Raw genomic sequence first — 18,861 nt, forward strand, 5'->3', positions numbered from 1 at the left:
TATGAAAAAAGAAACTTTAAATCATGGAGATATCTTCTATTTAAAATTAGAAGATTTTGATAAATATATTTTTGGAACTATATTGTTTGATGTAGATAAGCAATATTTCAACAGTGAATTTAAACAGGATAGTGAATCCTGTTTAAATTCATTTAGAGGTTGTCAAGTTATCAGAATGTATAAAGGTATTTATGATACTCCTGAATTACCAAAAAAATTAGAAGTATTAATCAATGAAATTTTTATTTATAGTTTAGAATCTAAATATACTAGAATAGAATGGAGAAAAATTGGACATCAAAAGATAGATTATAAAACAATAGAGTTCCCTGAAATAATTGGAAATAGTTATGGTAAAGTACGGTTGTTAAGAGGTGAATTATATATAGATACTCCTTATATAGATGCAGAAGAATTTGATATTAGTTGGAGTTTTGAATATCCTGAAGTATTAGCAAATGAATGTGTGTACCAACAAGGTAAAGAAGAATTAATATCCGGAGAATTTTATAGTGGAGAATTTGAAAATTTAAACTTACGCAATTTTCCAGAAATGCGAACAAAACTATATGAAGATTTAGGATTAGATCCTAATAAGAGTTACTATGAGCTGTCTAAGGAGATGGGATATGACTTAGCAAGACTCTATGAATAGAATTATAATGTAATAAGTAAACTAAATATGGGAGCTTGGGGATATAAAAATTTTGAGAACGATACTGCTATGGATTGGTATTCAGAATTAAACGAATCTCCAGATAAGGAATTATTATATCCTTATCTGGAGCAAATTATTAAGGAGGAAGAATTTATTGATGATGAAGAAAGCTTTATTTCTTTAGCTATATTAGAAGCTTTGGGAGGTAAACTAGGTTTAATAGACAGTAAATTCTCATTACCTCAGATAGATGATATGGATATTGTTTATTTGCAAGAAATCGTATTAAAGGCAAGTAAAAAGTTACTTTTCTTTAAAGCTCATTCTGAACTTAGAGAGCTTTGGGAAGATTCTGAGGATTATGATAGTTGGTTTAATTATCAAGTAGATATTTTATATAAATTAGAGAAACACTTTAAAAAGTATGGCTTTATGGATGTATTGGAGTTTGATGAAAATATTGAGGAGCAATGGAAACAATGCATAAAAGAACAATATGAGTAAACTATCAGATTTATTATTCGGAAAATCACAATATCTATTATATGCAGGAAGCTTCTCAGAAGATTATAACTTAAGAGTAAAAAATAGCTTTAAGATGGGGAAAGAAAACCCTATAATTTCACTAGAAACCATATCTGATCTCGTATTAAAGCAAGAGGTAAAGAATGATAGGATATTCAATACTATAGAGCTTAAAACAATAAAAGGAATTACAGAATCTGATCAAATGAGACCTCATTTAGAACAGAGTTTATTACTTGCGGATATAACTAAGGTAATAGAGGTTCAACGAAATACTAGAGGTAAAGTCACTGCTGTTACGAATATGGATAGCCTATGGGAAGACTGGAAGAAGTGGCAAAAGACACATCTACTAGAGTTAATCCCAGAAGATAGAAATCGAAAACGATTTATAGAGAACTATGAAAGAGGGCTGAAAGATTTTGATTATTCATTTAGAAATAACCTACAGTATCTGTTGTTATTACCTGAGATATATGAAATAACCTCTCCTCCTATACCATATTATAATTATAATACTTCTGTGCACTCATTTATATCAAGGATGTTAGGAGCAGAACTTAAGTATTTCTATACGATGGAATTAAGTACATTAAAGCAAGAAGGCGAAGTAATGGATATGGGGTTAACAATAGTATTAGACGAAAAGTCAGAACACATAAAGATCTTAAAGCCTTATTATGAACAGATGGGAGTAGATTTAACTAATTTTAGGTTCGCTTTAGAAATAAGCTATCTTCTAGAAAAGAGTACTTCAAAAATTATGTCTGCTAAACTAAACTTAATAGAACATCTTCATCAAGATATGTTTTATCAGATAGAAATGGAGCTAACAATCAATAAATAATAAAGAGACTTAGTTTATAACTAGGTCTTTTTTTAACTAGTTATAAAATCCGGATATTTAAATCTAAGCAAATTATAGTAAATAATGATGGAGAATAGAAAGTGTAACACCCTCACACCCTCCTCCCCCCAGCTGTTGTTTGGATATTTTAAGTTACCTAATTTTTAGATCTATACTTTTTCTCAATTTCTTCTTTTTAAACAATTGGATGTTCTCAATATACTCACTATTTTCTGTAGTTAATAAACTTGCAAGTAATCCAGCACCTTTGGATTCAAATATTTTAAAATCTAATGATATGTCTAATGAAACACTATCTATAAGTCTAAAATATTCTTCTTTATTAGAATCGTTTAGTTTATCTTCAATCTGCATCAAGATGTTCAATACTTTTTTTTCTTCAACACTCCCTTTATCCATAGTTATAGAATACGCTAATTTTTCTTTAAGTTCTCTTTGATAATTAAACATACTGTCAAAAATCTTCTCACTTCTTTCTTTAAAAGCAAGATTATCAAACTGTCCAAACTTAGCAGAGTGCTCAGGGTTTTTACCTCTTGAGTTGTTCTTAGGACTTAATTTTATCTTATTGGTTATATCTTTTCGACTAACTATAATCTGTAAGTGCATTTGCTCACCCTCTTTAATTTCACCAACACTTACTTCTCCATTTTTTACTTTGTCATCAGAACTAGAGTAATACTTATAGTGTTCAAGTTTCCCAAACCAAAGAAGGTCTTTACTACTTGTAATACTATCTTTTTTAAAATTTAAGGCATAAGCATCCATAACAGCAATAGCATATTCTTTTAGTTTCTGCTGTAATAATTCCTCCGTATACTTCTGTTTTAAAAAGAGAATTTCTTTTTCACTTGGACTTATATTAACTAAGAAAAACTTATCGTCTGTTTTACTAAGCTTAGCTACGTTGTTATCAAGTTTAACTCTTACTTCTTGATGTGGCACATCGTATCTGTCATTTGTAAACCATAGTTCTTTCTCTATGTTATCAGCCTTTAGTTTGTTTTCTTTCTCTAAGTATTCAACAAGTTGTGCAGAACTACTTTTATTGCTTCCAGTTTCTGAATTAGTAATATTTATAAACATAACTACATATTGTTTAATGACTTTCTTACATGCTCAACAAGCTGTTCCTTTTTGACATTAGCTGTTGTCCATCCCATTTCCTCACGAGAGAGGATGTAGTATTCTAAAAGCTCACTAAACTGCTTTTTGAGCTCTTCCTTTTGCTTTTGATAAGCGATTAATACTTTAATACCTGTAAGTAAGTTTTGAGTATTCTTTAAAATAGAAGAGGTTACTTCACTTTCTTTAGTCAAGTAATTATCAATCTTGCTTAATTTATCATTACTGTGAGTGATAGCAACTTTCAAAATACCTATATCAGTAAAGCTTGGCAACAAGAAATCTTTTTCCTGTTGCCTTATAAAAGAGATTATCCTACTGATTCCAGAGGATAATTCTTTCTTTAAAACTTCATCACCAAAGTCTGATGGATCCTTCTTACTTCGATAGAAATAATCAACCATCTGAATGAAAAGTTCTTTCTTACTTCGTTTAAATCCTAAAGCAAGTTTTTCAAGCTTTTCATTGACTGGTTTTGAAAAGCGAATACTATTTGTGTCTAACTGTTTCATACTAATCCCTTTTTAAATTCATTAATTTTAAAAAGAGTATACTCTAAAGTATACCCAAATCCCATCTTTATAAAGGCTGAAAGCCCCAGAGTATACCTTAAGTATACTCAACCCCTTTGCAACGCTAGTGAAAAGGCAAGCGACTAGGGCTCTGCCCAAGTCCCGCTTGCTTTTTTCAAAACCATATATTACCGTAAAAGAAAAGAGTAGTGATATACTACTCTTTTAATACATCCTAAAGCAAAGTAAATCAATGTAATTCAGAATATTGCAAGACATATTTAGCCAAATAGAGTCAGTTCCTTTTTATTAATTAATTTTGTGTATAAACCTCTTCTATATTGTTTAATCCTTTATTACACTCAAAATCAGATATGCCTTTTTCATATTGTAGATAACACTCTTTAGCAAACTCATAAATCTTACAAATGAAATAATAAACTCTGCTCCACTGTTCTTCTGTGTATTTAACAGTTGGGAATTTGATATTAGGATAATTTCTAAGACTTGTATAATTATCAAATAGTATTTCTCTTATCTCCTTATCACAGTCAATAACAAGATTTAATTCTGGGGCATACCATTGAATTAAGCGCCATAGATAACTTATAGTGTGTACTTGTGGCATATAATCCATTTTAGCAAAAAGTATAGCCATTGCAAGTTGCTGTAAGGTATACTTATATAAAATCACATCTGCATCGCTCTGACAGTCCTCTATTTGGTAACTGAGCCTTTTTACAATAGGTTTAACCATTGCTTTACATTCTGTCCAAAATTTTAGTTTAAGTTCACTTAATGGGAACGTTTCTAAATCTGGATTCTCAGCTATTAGTGGTGCTCCAATCCACAGTTTATTCTCTGTTAGATTTGTTCTAAAGAAAGAATGGTATACAGGTATATGTAAATGCCAATTTGATTTTTTTATTAAGATTGTGGTTACATCAACTAAATCTTCAGTATGAAAAGAAACGTATTGTCTTATATTTCCCTCTTCATTGATGTGCAACGTCTCAACACTTGCTATTAATAGTAGATGTAGTTTACAGGGAGTTGGGGGCTCAGAACTTAAGAGTACCTGCTCATTAGCTCTTCTTTTTATTAGATAAAATGACTTCACCTTTTTATATTTCTCTAAAGCCTTTCTTGCTCTTTCCTCAAGAGCCTCTTGTATTTCCGTTATTTGTTCTGGGCTATCTAATGATAGTAATTTTTGTTTGTTTACTATGTATCTATACTTACTTAGTATTCGATGTGGTATTTCTATGTACATAGCTTCTAAAAAACACTGTGCTATGTTAAGGAAATATCCTATTGTCAGTTGTTTTTTGGGTTCTGTCTGTTCAGTAATTTTCTTTGGTTTTAGCTCTTCTCTAAATAATGAAACCATATCTTCTGCATAAAAGTCAAAGTTTTCTTCAAAAACATCTTGAACAGGATAGCAATGAGTAAACACAAAATTTAGAAAAGAAGCATTACTATACTGAATACTCCCTGATAGTATAGGTTGAACTCTTTCTTTTGTATCTTGTATTACTTGTTTTATACCAAGCATAGCAGATTGTTCATTTATAAGATTAGTTTTCAACTCCTTTTTTAAGGACTTTAAAAACTTAGTATTTCTTTTGTAATGCTTAGCAAACCATTTAGAAATATATTTTTCAAAATCATTTTCTTTCTGTTTGGATTGATGCAAACTAAACAAAGGTTCGGCATCAAGTAAAGAACCATAAGTGAGATTTTCTTTTTGGAAGTTTAATATTGAATACATTATATTCTGAAAAGAATCAGATTGATAAAAATCTTTGATACATAAGCAATAAATATTTACTTGGTAGTGATTAATCCCTTTAGTAATCCATTTGCTTTTACGAATATAATTTAGTTCATCAATATCGTAAAAACAAAGGGTAATAATAGAATGATTGAGCAAGTTATTCTGTGAATAAAAAATAAATCCCACTAATTTTTTTTTGATTAATTCTTCAAGTTCATGTTTTAGTTCGCTTGATAATTTTAAGCTTTCAAGCTTGTTAATGATTGATTTCATAATTACCGTATTTAAGGTTAACAACTGCAATTTCCTACCTTGATTTAAGGTAATCTATTCAATTAAAAGATATTATAGTTTGTGATGCGAATAGTATATCTTCTACAAAAAGTTCATTTTTATGAATCTAAAAAATTATAAAGAAAGTATTATTTGATTTGGGATGATACGCATATTCATCGATTTAATGACTTGCATTGTTGAACTAAATACTGATCAAGATAATACTCAGGCTGATTAAATGCATATTTTATCCCTGATATAGAATAGTTTACCAATATGTAAGAAGGTACTTTTATATAAACCTTAAAAAACTTGAATTATGAAAGCAATCAAAATCCCCTTAGAATCACATTTGTGGACTAAAAGAGGCATCAAATGCCCTTATAAAATTATTAAAGAGATGTTTTCTTCCTACAGCTTAGAAAGCTATAAGACATTTTTAAATGAGTATTCATATTATGTGTTAGAAATAAAAAAACGGTATAAAGGAACTGCTGGGGATATGGTATATAGATTTTTCATACTCCATTCTATGTTTAGAGCATGTTATACTATTTTTAAAAAGCCTAAAGGATTTGAAAAACGAAAATTAACTGTCCCTAAAACAGATAATTTTAATGATTTCTACTTAGGCTCTCTCACATTAGAAGAGTACTTAAATCCTTATATGACCTTCAAGAATATTTTTACAATGGTTAGCCTAGAAGATTTAGATTATTTTTCATCTGATTATATACAAGATGCTTTAAAAGAAAAGCAAATTTTTGAAGTATATTACCAAATTCCTCCTATCTATTTATATAAGCTACTAGATGCTTGTTGGTTAATCCATAAACGAGGTTATCTTAAAGATTCTGAGGAGCTATTATCCACAACGAAATGACGTTAGAATTATCGAGATGTGTCTTTGTCCTTACAAATTGAAAATTTTCCAGTATCAAAGACCACTCGTTTTTCTCCCGAAGGTCGCAAAATTGATAAAGAGAAAAGAGTATTAATTACGAGAATACAAGAAGCAAAAAAGCTAGAGTACAAAATTATATGTACTCTAGCTTTTTCTTATGTCCAATATATAATGGGTATTTGTTGTTTACTTATTCTAATTTTACAGCTTCATCAAATTTACCATTCTCGCCGTACATTCCTAAATTACCATTATCTTCTAATATATAATATTCTCCGAATCCATTATTATCAGTCAACTTTGTCTTTCCTTTTTGAGATAGGACTTTTATTTTTTTTACAGACTCACCTCCATCAAAAAATTTTATTGTCATATACTTCTTTTTATCTATTTGATGATATATTAAAACAGATCCCATTAAGCTATTATGACTTTTCCATTTACCAAGAATTTCTCCTTTTACTTCTTCTGATTGTTCTATTTTAGCATCTTGTTCAATAGTTGATCCAATTATTCTTAGCTCTAAAGAAGGTCTAAAGTGCGTATATGCCCAAGTTTCTGCTCCATTTTGAATACTATAAAAAACATATAGATTAGATGCAGAATACATGTTTCTAATTATTTCACCAATTTTTTTTAATTCATTTTCAGAGATTTTTGTTTTTAGTTCAATGTATACTGTACTCTTATTGAAATTAGGATAATTTTCCACATTTACTACTTTCCAATTGTCTTGATTGTTTACTTCTGTAAACACTTCTTCTTGTTCTTGAACAAACTGCTTACCTTCTTCTTGGTTTTTATTACCACACCCAACGAACAATAAAACAACTCCAATTAAAGCACCTATTTTTATCATGATAATATTTTTACTTATTTTATCTTCAAACATATAAATAATTAGCGTTTTTAAAATACGGTTTTCCATAATTCTAACAAAAAAGCCTAACCATAGGTTAAGCTTTGTGTCGTATATTTTTAAATTTTAGTCTATTTACTTCGTTTGAATCAACTTCTCTAAACGATTCATCATTTCGTCTTTCTCTTTAAGCATACGCTCATATAAGGCAATCTTTTCTTCGTGAAGCTTTACAATTTCTTGCATAGGATTGATATTGAAAATCGCTCCTGAATTGCCAATAAATGCCTCATCATTAAACGTATTTGAAATAATATTAATCGCTTGCTCTTCATCAAAGTTCTCAATTGCTTCTACAGGTATTTTTAGCACCTTAGAGATCTGTTGTAGTAATGAATTATCAATGACTTCTTTCTGTTCAAGTAGAGATATCTTTTTTTGATTCCAATCATCTCCTAAATCAAAAGCAAGAACCTCTTGCTTGATTCCAAGCATTTCTCTAAAACGCTTTACATTTCTTCCTTGATGTATTTTATGTTCCATAATTAATAGCTGAGTTAAGAAGGCTCAAAGATAAAGCCAATGATTTAAAAAGATTGAATTGTAAAGTTATAAAATAATCGGTAAGATATCCCTATATGAGAATATTATAGTTGTTTAATAGGAAATTCATAGCCAAATAGACTCTAAAACTGCCAAAAACAAAGTGAAATCTGTTTTGATTTTAGTTTAGTTGTTTAACCAAAAAAACAACTATCATGGAAAGTCAAATTACAAAAGACGATTTAAGATTGTTTGCTCAAACAATCATTGGAGAATTAAAAGATCTATTAGTCAAGCAAAACAAAGAAACCTCTCTTGAATGGGTAAAGGCTAAAGTAGCAAGACAATTACTAAATATCTCGCCAGCTTCGCTACAAACTCTTCGAATCAGTGGTAAATTGCAGTATCGCAAAATACTTGGTTCGTATTATTACAACAGAAAAGAGATAGAGAACCTTTTTAATGAGTAGAAGTAAACTTCTACTCATTAAAAAGGTTGAAACTTGACTTCCTTAAATTCCTTACTTGCAATACAACAGTTGAATTGTTAGAAAGAGTAGAGAATTTAAGGGAGTTTTTATTATCCATTTAACTGATTAATAAAATTAGTTAGTTGGGTTAATTTATCAGGGTTTAGCTTTTTTAAACTCTCTAGTAAATCTGTGTAATTATCACTTTGCTTATTTGATTTCCCTTCAAGTTTACCTTTTAAAATCTGCATTTCAGTCTTAATAGCTTCTTCTTCTGTTAGAGCGTATTCCTCAGTCTGCTTAACAGAGTGATGTCCTAACATTTCTTTGACTACATGAATAGGTACACCATTGCCAAGAGTTACCGTACTTCCAAAAGTTCTTCTTGCTTTATGAGTGTTTAACTCACTAATTTCACAAAGTGAAGCAATCTCTTTTAAGTACTCATTCATCTTTTGATTAGAACGAACTGGAAGAACAATATCTTTACCAATACAATCAGGATGATCTTTATACTTTTCCATTATCTCTATTGCTTTGGGAAGTAGAGGGATAGTTATATTCGCATCTGTCTTTTGTCTGTTAGTTCTTATCCACAAATTGCCCTCCTCATCTTTTGTAATATCGCTTTTCTTTAGTTGAAATACATCGATATAAGCAAGACCAGTATAACACTGAAATACAAATACATCTCTTACCGTACTTACTCTATCATTTTGGAACTCTTTGTTTTCTAAAATAGATAGTTCTTGTTTGCTTAATGGTTTCTTATTGAGCTTCGTCTTTTTAGGTTTGTATTGTACAAAAGGATTAGAAGATATTATTCCCTTAGCAACAGCCCGTAAAACAATCTTCTTGAAGTTTGATATATACTTTATAGCCGTATTGTTAGAACACGCTCTAACAGTCTTTAAATAGTGTTCATAGCCAATTACAAACTCATAATTGAGTTCTCTAAACTCTATATCTTCTTTACCATATACATAACGGATATACTCTCCAACATGCGATCTAGCTGTTACATATCTTTCATGTGTTCCAATAGCATACTCTTTAGGTACAAGTTTAAAAACTTCATCATTGTGCTTTTGGAATTCTTCTAAAACTTTAATCCTACTAGTCCCTTTACCTTGTATATGATCCATAAGAATTGAAGCAGTAATAGGTAATTCATTACTTAATAGCTCTAATTTGTACTTAGTAATTTTAGATACAATTGTATCTAATAGGTAGTTTAAGGTTTTAGCGTCTTCTTTAGTGCCATTAGCACGACCTGCTTTTTGGTTCCATCTTTTGATATCCCATCTATGACTAAGTGAAGTCTCTTTGCGAATACCATCTACTGTGATTCTTAGGTAAACACCTCTTAAATCACTTTTCTTCCTACTTGGTTTGAGAAAGAAATTAATTGACAACTGTTTTTCTAACATAATTCAACTGTTTTTAAATATTAATAAATGTCGAATTAAAACGTTCCAAAATCACAGTTTAAAACTCTCTGGCGCCTTTTGGCGTAAGGGTTCGTTAAGTTGAAAGGTGCACATCACTAGGAAATTTTTTTGTGCACCGAATCTGTAACTTTTTTGGGTGCACTTTTAAAAATAATGTAATACCCCTAAAAAAAGAAAAAACCTATAACTCATTGTGAATCATAGGTTTTTTGCTTTTTTAATAACTTTTAAAAAGTTACTATTTATAATTTCGCGGAGAAAGAGGGATTCGAACCCCCGGACCTGTTACAGTCAACGGTTTTCAAGACCGCCGCATTCGACCACTCTGCCATTTCTCCAGTGGTCTGCATTACTTCCGTATTGCGAGTGCAAATATAGACACTTCCTTCAATTCTGCAAAAAAATATATACTAAAAAAAACACTTTTTTTTCGCAATAAAACTAACTCTCTCGGCATGAAATATTTATAAAGAATAAAAAAAGGTCTTAATAAGTAAAAAACTTATCAAGACCTTCTTATTCTTCCTCTAAAAACTAATTATACTATTAGTAATTGATATATTCTGTGATTTCTAGACCATATCCTGTCATCCCCACTCTTTTACCTTGAGCAGAATTAGACAACAACTTAATCTTAGAAATATTTAAGTCATGTAATATCTGCGCTCCGATACCGAAGTCTTTTTCATCTCCTGATAACTTAGCTGTATCAAGATCTAATTTCGCTCCAGAGTTTTTAAGCACAGCTAATCTATTTAAAAGACTTGCATTGTGATCTTCTTGATTAATGAATAAGATCGCTCCTTTATCCCCTTCGTTTATCTTAGCAAACGTATTCTCCATACGAATGCTTAATTTACCACTTAAGGCATCTAAGATATCATTATTACCGATCGTTGAATTAATACGTGTTAAAACAGCCTCATCAGCATTCCATTCCCCTTTTGTCAATGCAATGTGAACTTGTCCATTTGTATTCTGTTGATACGCTCTTAGTCTAAAAGAACCATACTTCGTATCTAATACAAAATCTTCTTTCTTTTCGATTAAGCTATCGTGCTTCATACGATAAGCTACAAGAGCCTCAATAGATATAATTTTTAAGTCCCATTTCTTCGCTACCTCTACTAGTTGTGGCAGGCGAGCCATAGAACCATCTTCATTTAAAATCTCTACTAAGATACCTGCTGGTTTAAACCCAGCCAATCTTGAGATATCCACTGCAGCCTCAGTATGCCCTGTTCTTCTCAGTACACCACCCTCTTTAGCAATCAATGGGAAAATATGTCCTGGACGACCAAGATCTTCTCCTGTAGTCTCTTCTTTTACTAATGATTCTATTGTCTTAGCACGATCGTATACAGAGATACCTGTCGTACATCCATGTCCTTTTAAGTCTATAGATACTGTAAAAGCAGTCTGGTGCAATACAGTATTATTAGTTACCATCGGATGCAAGTCTAATTCTTGACATCTCTCTTTAGTAAGGGGAGCACAAATAAGTCCACGTCCATGAGTAGCCATGAAATTAATCATTTCTGGAGTAACCATTTCTGCAGCAGCGATAAAATCGCCTTCGTTTTCACGATCCTCATCATCTACCACTATGATTACTTTTCCAGCTTTGATATCTTCAATAGCTTCTTCGATAGTGTTTAATTGAATGTGATTATCTGACATTATAGTTGTATTTTGTTGTTTTGTATTATTTCTTTTTTTGTTGTCTTTTTGACTTTAAAGCAACAAATAAATCTTTAAATGTATCTAACGATAGACTAAAGCTAACATCTCCATTATCTCTTGTTGCTTTATACGTTAGATATATTGCTAATGGAGTAAGAACTAGAGATCCTATCCACCCTCCAAAGAATGGGAGAATACCATCCTCTTGAGCCATCTTTCTTCCAAAAGTATTTATAAAGTGATAGGTAATAAAAATACCTACTGCAAATACGATTGGCAACCCTATTCCTCCTTTTCGAATAATAGCTCCTAACGGTGCTCCAATATAGAACATCAAGAAACACGAAAAGGCAATCACAAACTTCTCATACAGCGCTAACCAGTGATCGTTTATCTTCTTTACTTGATTTAAGATAGACAGATCATTGCTCTCTGTATTAAAGCTTATATTATTTGTATAATCTATAGCAGCTTGTAATATTCTACTCTGATTATCATAAGAAAATCCTTTTAATAGATCTGTATCAGCTACTTCTATTCTAGCAATAGTATCATTACTAGCAGGTTGACGATCCATAGATAACAGATTTCCTAATCTCAAAGTTAAGTTATCTGTATTAGATGCTTTCTCTACATTCATCGATCTCTGAAGAGAGTCTATCGTATAGTTCAGCTCTTTTATATTAAGCATACCGTAGGTATTCGTAATCTTATCTTCATCTTTTCCTTCATCTTGAAAACTACTCAAATCTATATTCATCGTGTATTTCTCAAAAGAAGTTTTGATAAACGGTTCTTTCTTCTGCTCTTCATAATTCTTCGCTATTACATCATCATAGTAGTTACCATCGAATAAGTGAAGTTTTAAGATATTAGATGTTTCTTCTGTCTCTAATTCCCCGTTAACAGATCTTATCACAGTCTTGTTCTCATAACCAGAACTAGACTTGACATGCATCGTTACATTGTCTAAGTATTGACCTTTATCACCTGTCTTAGCATCCACTTTAATATTGACTTGTCCCAAATCATTAAACTGTCCTGCGGCTATTGCCATAGCAGGTTTAGTTTGAATAATTTCTTTTCGAAGGTTTAAAAACTTGTACTCAGCCTTAGGAATAACATCATTGGCAAACCAAAAAGACACTCCTGCCAATATAAATATGAATATAGACAATGGGCGCATCGCTCTCTGAAGTGAGATCCCTGAAGCCTTCATAGCCGCAAACTCATAGTTCTCTGCAAAACTACCAAAGGTCATAATAGATGCTAATAAAACCGACAAGGGCAATACTAAGGGTACCATCTTAGGTGAATAGAACAGTAAGAACTGAACAATCACAATCAAATCCAGATCCTTTCCTGCTAATTCTGAGATGAATAACCACACCCCTTGTAGGATAAAAATAAAGTATAATATAGCGAACACTGTTAGCAGTGTTGCTATAAAGCTTTTTAAAATATAACGGTCAAGTATTTTCACTTAAATCTTTAATCTATATTGTTGATGTAATAATTAGGGTACAACGACTGTGTAAAGGTAAAATGATTTTTCGACATTGACTGATTTGTTTTAAAAGAATTAACCGTCAGTGTTGATTTAGAACCGTCTTTATTTACTTGAATCTTGTTATAGATATCTTTCGTTGCTGTATCTATCCCTAGGTATACTTCTTTTATAACAGACTTTTTATCTGTAGGTATTAGCTTAATATACTGTACCTTCTTACCATCTACATTCTGTAAGATATCCCACTGAAACGTATATCCTTGATTAAAAAAAGTCAGCATCTGAGAAGGCAATATTCCATCTGCATTTTTCTCATTAAACTTAGAGACTGTCACTTCCTCATCTTCATCTGAGATAGTGTATATCTTCTTGCCATCATATATCTTCTTTATCCCCATAAAAGTAAGGTTATAAAGGTCTTTTTTTAGATCCAGATGTCCTTTGCCATCGAAGTCTTTACTCGCCCCTTTTTGATTAAAAGAAAAGTCTATTGAGATATTCTCATACCCATTTATCTTCTTCGTTACTTCTAATAGATAATTCTTAGCTCGTTGACTACTTTGTGCATTTGCTGAAAAAGCAAATAGTACTATCCCTATAAGTGCAATAATCTTTCTCATTCTATTTCTTTAATTGTTGTTTTCTTCATTATCAAAAAACTGATCTAAAGCCATCAAATCTGGTACATTCACTGTACGCGCCTTACTTCCTTCGAATGGCCCTACAATACCTGCAGCCTCAAGCTGATCAATTAATCTACCTGCACGATTATAACCTAGTTTTAACTTTCTTTGTAATAATGAAGCTGACCCTTGCTGTGCTGTAACGATGATAGCTGCAGCATCTTTAAACAGAGGATCTCTCTCACTAATATCCACATCTAAATTACTAGCTCCCTCCTCACCTACATATTCTGGTAATATATAAGCCTCTGGATACGCCTTTTGTGCCCCTATGTACTCTGTCAATTTTTCTACCTCTGGAGTATCTACGAAAGCACACTGTACACGCACCAAATCATTTCCTTGTGTATACAACATATCCCCTCTACCGATCAACTGATCAGCTCCCTGCTGATCTAAGATTGTACGAGAGTCTATCTTAGAAGTAACTCTAAAAGCTACACGTGCTGGGAAGTTCGCTTTAATAATACCAGTAATAACGTTTACAGATGGTCTCTGTGTAGCGATAATTAAGTGGATACCAATAGCACGAGCTAACTGAGCCAAACGTGCAATAGGGGTCTCTACCTCCTTACCTGCTGTCATAATCAAATCTGCAAACTCATCCACTACTAATACGATATAAGGCAAAAAGCGGTGTCCATTCTCAGGATTTAGCTTGCGCTGTTTGAATTTCTCATTGTATTCCTTGATGTTTCTAACCATTGCATCTTTTAATAGCGTATAACGGTTATCCATCTCGATACACAGAGAGTTCAACGTATTAATAACTTTCGTATTATCTGTTATAATAGCATCTTCCGAATTGGGCAATTTAGCTAAATAATGTCGTTCTATTTTATTAAATAAAGTTAATTCTACTTTCTTTGGGTCAACTAATACGAACTTCACTTCGGCTGGATGCTTTTTATATAGAAGTGATGTCAATAAAGCATTCAACCCGACAGACTTACCTTGACCCGTAGCCCCTGCCATCAGAAGGTGAGGCATTTTAGCTAAATCTACTACGAAAGTCTCATTCGAAATCGTCTTACCAAGTGCCACTGGTAACTCCATTTCAGCACTTTGGAATTTAGGAGAAGCTATCACACTTCTCATAGACACAATAGAAGGGCTATTATTAGGTACTTCTATACCTATGGTTCCTCTACCTGGTATGGGTGCAATAATACGGATACCTAATGCAGATAAAGAAAGAGCAATATCATCTTCTAAGTTCTTAATCTTCGAAATACGAATACCTGCCTCTGGCACGATCTCATATAGTGTAACAGTAGGTCCTACAGTAGCCTTAATCTGAGCAATATCGATCTTATAGTTACGTAGGGTGTCTACGATTCTATTCTTATTCTCTTCTAATTCTTCTTGATTTATCGTAATTCCAGAACCACTGTATTCTTTCAATAATTCAATAGAAGGAAACTGATAATTAGACAACTCTAATGTAGGGTCAAACTCTCCAAAGTCTTGAACTAATCTAGCTGCTAGATTCTCTTCTAAACTTCCTTCGTCTTTTATTTCTTCAATAACGAAGTCATTAGCACCTGCTTCCTTTGCAGTCACAGATTCTGCCTTCTCTACGTTTGGCTTTGGATTTTTATGATCTAATACTAACTCAGAGCTATGTTCTATCGTCGGTTTGATATTTTTAGGTTCTACTATAGCAGACTTAGGAGACTCTGGTTGCTCATAGAAACTAAAGTCTTCTTCTTTAACAGGTGTTTCCTGCTTAGCAGACGGTGCTTCTACCTCCTTATTCGCTACTGCTACAGGTTCTGCATTTACCTGATTTGCTTGTCCATTATTATCGAAGTCAGCAGGAGTCTCTATATGTTTCTTTTTAAACTTCTTAAAGAACGCTGGCAATCCTTCTAATCCTTGACGAATAGAAGTAGGTGATAATTTAAATCTAAACAGCGCAAAAGCAATCGCAAAGAACAACAATAACAATACCGTACCAGCTGTACCTAGATAATCTACAAAATACAGATTTAACTCATATCCTACTGTTCCTCCTAAAAGAGGATTACTGCTCCAGAAAAAGCCTAAGAAAACAGACAGTAATAACATCGAGAACAAGTCCCAGAAAATCACTTTCTTGATTCTTCTAGCTGGTATAGTGAAAAAGGCATAAATACCTGAATGAACTAATAACTTTGCAAAAAAGAAAGACGCTACTCCGAAACCTTGGTATACAAAAAGGTGAGCTAGATATGCCCCTAGTTTACCTAACCAGTTAGCCACCTCAGCCTGTCTATCTCCTAATAATTCTAAGTTACTCTGATCTTCTATCCCTGTGATTAAATAGGATATAAAACTCAACGTTAGTGCGATACCACTGATGATTAACAGTATAGTGATTAAGAATCGGCTATTGATATGTATCGTTGTATCAAATCGTTTGGCCGTACTCGTTGATTTTGTAGTTTTCTTTTTTGTTGTATTTTCTTTTTCCATTTCCTTTTTTATTGACAATATGGCTATATTGTTTTCAACCTAATTCTTTTTATAACAATAGACTGCTAGTAAATCATTCAATATACTAGCAGTCTATGTATATAAAACCCTTATTTTAAAGCAGCGATCGCTTTTTCATAATTTGGTTCATCAGCTGTTTCAGCCACTTGTTCTGTATAGATTACTGTACCTTCTTCGTTTAAGATAACAATAGATCTAGACAACAATCCTTTTAAAGGTCCGTCTGTAAACAGCACCCCATAATCTTTTCCAAATTGTCCGTCTCTAAAGTCAGACAACATCTCTACATTCGCAATACCCTCAGCTCCACAGAAACGCCCTTGTGCAAAAGGTAAATCTCTTGAAACACATAATACTACTGTATTCTCTAGTTTAGAAGCATCTTGGTTAAAATGTCTTACAGAAGTAGCACATGTAGGTGTATCTACACTAGGGAAGATGTTTAAGATTACTCTTTTTCCCTTATAGTTTGCTAATGTTTTATCAGCTAAATCTCCTCCTACTAAATTGAATTCAGGAGCTTTTGTATTTAATCCTGGTAATGTTCCGATAGTTTGGATAGCATTACCTTTTAATGTTACAGTCGCCATATTGTTTTATTTTTTAGGTTACACAAAAATAAGTAAAATTCGATAGAATATAATGCTAAATACTGATAGATATATTAGCAAAACCTAAATGTAATAAATATATAATCAATGAAGCTCTCGTATGCAGTCTTATAGAATTGGACTACAGTCTTATTTAACCCTAAAAACAAAAAAAGGACTGTACTTTGAGTACAGTCCTTAAAAATTTTATAAAGAGAGTTTTATTTATCTATCGATCCTAAAACTCTTTGCATAAAGGTATTCAACGCTTCTTTTTGGGTAGCTCCTTCTTTTACAAGTTTCTGAACCTCTAGAGCCCCATACATATTAGAAATAAGTTCACCGATCACATCTAGTTCCTCATCCTTAAGAGAAGGCACTTCTGTTAGGTTTTCTAATACTTCTAGCGTTTCTATAATATAATCTTGGTCATTATCTGCAATGAATTGAGATAACTGTCTTATCACTGGTAATTTCATTCTATATCAGATTTATGAAATTATACAATTTCGTTTACTAATTCGTGTAACACCTCAGTTTTATTTGTCTGAGTTTGGTTAACTAATTTACCGTTTACGAATGTAGCAAAAGTTGGTAAATTGCTTACATCAGCCAATTTTCTTGACTCAGGGAAGTTCTCAGCATCTGCAATTACAAATGTCATGTTTTCTTTCTCTGTTGCCAATTTTTTGAATTTAGGCTTCATAATTCTACAATTACCACACCAAGATGCAGCATATTGAACAACCACTTTTTCATTTGAATTTACAATTTCTTGTAAATTATCTTTATCTAGTTCTAAAAGCATTTTTTTTAAATTTTGGGTTAGTAACCTGGTTTATTTCTTAGTGTTTGCTTAAGTATTCAGCTACACCTTTTCTGTCAGCATTCATTGCATCTTTTCCTTCTTCCCAGTTAGCTGGACATACTTCACCATGAGTTTGTACGTGAGCGTAAGCATCGATTAATCTGATGTACTCATTTACGTTTCTTCCTAATGGCATATCGTTTACTGATTCGTGGAAAATTTTTCCAGTCTCATCGATTAAGTAAGTAGCTCTATATGTAACGTTAGATCCTTCGATTTGAACTGAATCTAATTCTTCATTATATACTTCGTTTTCTACATCTAAGATTCCTAATACTGATGATAAGTTTCTTTGAGTATCTGCGATAATTGGGTAAGTAACTCCTTCGATTCCACCATTGTCTTTTGCTGTGTTTAACCAAGCGAAGTGTACTTCGTTAGTATCACATGAAGCTCCAATCACCATAGTGTTTCTTTTTTCAAACTCTGGTAAAGCTGCTTGGAAAGCGTGTAATTCTGTAGGACATACGAATGTAAAGTCTTTTGGGTACCAGAATAATAATACTTTTTTATTGTTCTTTGTTGCTTCTTCGAAAATGTTGATTCTTAAATCATCTCCCATTTCAGACATTGCGTCTACTGTGATGTTTGGAAATTTTTTACCTACTAAAGACATAATAATTTATTTTAAAGTTAATAATCCTTCTTGATTTCTTTTACAAATGTAAGGCTAGTAAACACGATAATCTATTAATCTTGATTATTGTTTTTTATTCTAACATAAATAAAATCTATACTTACATTGGATTGTCTATTGATTAGTTTAGACATGTCTAAAGATAGTCATTTTATATAGAACTATGAAATCTTAGCATGTTATAATAATATTAATAAAACGAAATCTTTACGTAACCTATACGATATCACCTCGTTTATAAACCTACTTATTTCTCCTATATTTCCTTCTGCCCATTTTGTTGTGCAACAAAATAATTTCCACCTCTTCGTCTAAGCCTTTAATTTCCTCGTCTTTTATTCACTTTTACAGAAGTGATCGCATAGTGATCGCATTAAAAAGGGCTAAAAGTATGCGACCACTATGCGATAACCTTCCTATCACAAGCCGACCACCCCAAAAATG

Annotated in this window: 19 protein-coding genes and 1 tRNA gene; 5 read left to right on the forward strand and 15 right to left on the reverse strand. The window is 32.1% G+C overall.

Annotated features, from left to right (window positions below; translation table 11 throughout):
• The first annotated feature begins 1 nt into the window (after position 1).
• From MPR_RS13215 to MPR_RS13225, 3 genes are read left to right on the forward strand one after another with little or no spacing between them, the layout of a single operon-like run.
• The gene (locus MPR_RS13215; RefSeq protein WP_041893276.1) at positions 2 to 655 is read left to right on the forward strand and encodes an Imm26 family immunity protein; all 654 of its coding nucleotides are present in this window, start codon (positions 2 to 4) and stop codon (positions 653 to 655) included.
• Positions 656 to 682: 27 nt separating this feature from the next.
• Positions 683 to 1,162: a DUF4259 domain-containing protein gene (locus tag MPR_RS13220; RefSeq protein WP_041893278.1), complete on the forward strand. Its 480-nt coding sequence runs from the start codon at positions 683 to 685 to the stop codon at positions 1,160 to 1,162.
• Positions 1,155 to 2,030, forward strand: a complete 876-nt coding sequence (locus MPR_RS13225; RefSeq protein ID WP_041893280.1) for a hypothetical protein — start codon at positions 1,155 to 1,157, stop codon at positions 2,028 to 2,030. Before MPR_RS13220 ends, MPR_RS13225 begins: the two co-directional genes overlap by 8 nt.
• A gap of 153 nt (positions 2,031 to 2,183) precedes the next feature.
• Here MPR_RS13225 and MPR_RS13230 read toward each other — a convergent pair whose 3' ends face one another.
• The 3 genes from MPR_RS13230 to MPR_RS13240 all read right to left on the reverse strand — a co-directional run bounded on the left by MPR_RS13230 (position 2,184) and on the right by MPR_RS13240 (position 5,738).
• Positions 2,184 to 3,137 (reverse strand): DUF5712 family protein, encoded by a 954-nt coding sequence (locus tag MPR_RS13230; RefSeq protein WP_041893283.1) that lies wholly within the window; start codon positions 3,135 to 3,137, stop codon positions 2,184 to 2,186.
• Between the two features lie 2 nt (positions 3,138 to 3,139).
• Entirely contained in the window at positions 3,140 to 3,688 is a 549-nt protein-coding gene (locus MPR_RS13235) for a BfmA/BtgA family mobilization protein (protein ID WP_041893285.1), read from the reverse strand.
• A 313-nt stretch (positions 3,689 to 4,001) separates the two neighbouring features.
• Positions 4,002 to 5,738: a hypothetical protein gene (locus tag MPR_RS13240; protein ID WP_235280449.1), complete on the reverse strand. Its 1,737-nt coding sequence runs from the start codon at positions 5,736 to 5,738 to the stop codon at positions 4,002 to 4,004.
• A gap of 322 nt (positions 5,739 to 6,060) precedes the next feature.
• Here MPR_RS13240 and MPR_RS13245 point away from each other — a divergent pair, with 322 nt between their 5' ends.
• The gene (locus tag MPR_RS13245) at positions 6,061 to 6,624 is read left to right on the forward strand and encodes a hypothetical protein (RefSeq protein WP_052472751.1); all 564 of its coding nucleotides are present in this window, start codon (positions 6,061 to 6,063) and stop codon (positions 6,622 to 6,624) included.
• 211 nt (positions 6,625 to 6,835) lie between these two features.
• On the opposite strand, the gene MPR_RS13250 is transcribed toward MPR_RS13245, so the two are convergent.
• Positions 6,836 to 7,573, reverse strand: coding sequence for a hypothetical protein (locus tag MPR_RS13250; protein WP_235280450.1), 738 nt, complete (start codon positions 7,571 to 7,573; stop codon positions 6,836 to 6,838).
• Positions 7,574 to 7,639: 66 nt separating this feature from the next.
• The gene (locus MPR_RS13255; protein ID WP_041893288.1) at positions 7,640 to 8,047 is read right to left on the reverse strand and encodes a helix-turn-helix domain-containing protein; all 408 of its coding nucleotides are present in this window, start codon (positions 8,045 to 8,047) and stop codon (positions 7,640 to 7,642) included.
• A 215-nt stretch (positions 8,048 to 8,262) separates the two neighbouring features.
• Here MPR_RS13255 and MPR_RS13260 point away from each other — a divergent pair, with 215 nt between their 5' ends.
• Positions 8,263 to 8,517: a helix-turn-helix domain-containing protein gene (locus MPR_RS13260; protein WP_041893291.1), complete on the forward strand. Its 255-nt coding sequence runs from the start codon at positions 8,263 to 8,265 to the stop codon at positions 8,515 to 8,517.
• A gap of 110 nt (positions 8,518 to 8,627) precedes the next feature.
• On the opposite strand, the gene MPR_RS13265 is transcribed toward MPR_RS13260, so the two are convergent.
• The 10 genes from MPR_RS13265 to MPR_RS13310 form a co-directional block, all read right to left on the reverse strand.
• The gene (locus MPR_RS13265) at positions 8,628 to 9,947 is read right to left on the reverse strand and encodes a site-specific integrase (protein WP_041893294.1); all 1,320 of its coding nucleotides are present in this window, start codon (positions 9,945 to 9,947) and stop codon (positions 8,628 to 8,630) included.
• A gap of 274 nt (positions 9,948 to 10,221) precedes the next feature.
• Positions 10,222 to 10,306: transfer RNA gene (locus MPR_RS13270), tRNA-Ser, on the reverse strand.
• A gap of 208 nt (positions 10,307 to 10,514) precedes the next feature.
• Positions 10,515 to 11,648 carry a 3,4-dihydroxy-2-butanone-4-phosphate synthase gene (ribB, locus tag MPR_RS13275; RefSeq protein WP_041893297.1) on the reverse strand — a complete coding sequence of 378 codons (1,134 nt, stop codon included), beginning with the start codon at positions 11,646 to 11,648 and terminating at the stop codon, positions 10,515 to 10,517.
• A 25-nt stretch (positions 11,649 to 11,673) separates the two neighbouring features.
• Positions 11,674 to 13,134 (reverse strand): LptF/LptG family permease, encoded by a 1,461-nt coding sequence (locus tag MPR_RS13280; RefSeq protein ID WP_041893300.1) that lies wholly within the window; start codon positions 13,132 to 13,134, stop codon positions 11,674 to 11,676.
• Between the two features lie 8 nt (positions 13,135 to 13,142).
• Entirely contained in the window at positions 13,143 to 13,781 is a 639-nt protein-coding gene (gene lolA1 / locus MPR_RS13285) for an outer membrane lipoprotein periplasmic chaperone LolA1 (protein WP_041893302.1), read from the reverse strand.
• A 9-nt stretch (positions 13,782 to 13,790) separates the two neighbouring features.
• Positions 13,791 to 16,301, reverse strand: a complete 2,511-nt coding sequence (locus MPR_RS13290; RefSeq protein WP_041893304.1) for a DNA translocase FtsK — start codon at positions 16,299 to 16,301, stop codon at positions 13,791 to 13,793.
• A 110-nt stretch (positions 16,302 to 16,411) separates the two neighbouring features.
• Positions 16,412 to 16,912 carry a thiol peroxidase gene (gene tpx, locus MPR_RS13295; RefSeq protein ID WP_006258625.1) on the reverse strand — a complete coding sequence of 167 codons (501 nt, stop codon included), beginning with the start codon at positions 16,910 to 16,912 and terminating at the stop codon, positions 16,412 to 16,414.
• Positions 16,913 to 17,133: 221 nt separating this feature from the next.
• Positions 17,134 to 17,391, reverse strand: coding sequence for a DUF6952 family protein (locus MPR_RS13300; RefSeq protein WP_006258626.1), 258 nt, complete (start codon positions 17,389 to 17,391; stop codon positions 17,134 to 17,136).
• 20 nt (positions 17,392 to 17,411) lie between these two features.
• Positions 17,412 to 17,720 carry a thioredoxin family protein gene (locus MPR_RS13305; RefSeq protein ID WP_006258627.1) on the reverse strand — a complete coding sequence of 103 codons (309 nt, stop codon included), beginning with the start codon at positions 17,718 to 17,720 and terminating at the stop codon, positions 17,412 to 17,414.
• A gap of 37 nt (positions 17,721 to 17,757) precedes the next feature.
• Entirely contained in the window at positions 17,758 to 18,396 is a 639-nt protein-coding gene (locus tag MPR_RS13310) for a peroxiredoxin (RefSeq protein ID WP_006258628.1), read from the reverse strand.
• Positions 18,397 to 18,861: the final 465 nt, after the last annotated feature.

The sequence above is a fragment of the Myroides profundi genome, from assembly GCF_000833025.1.
Taxonomy (GTDB): domain Bacteria; phylum Bacteroidota; class Bacteroidia; order Flavobacteriales; family Flavobacteriaceae; genus Flavobacterium; species Flavobacterium profundi_A.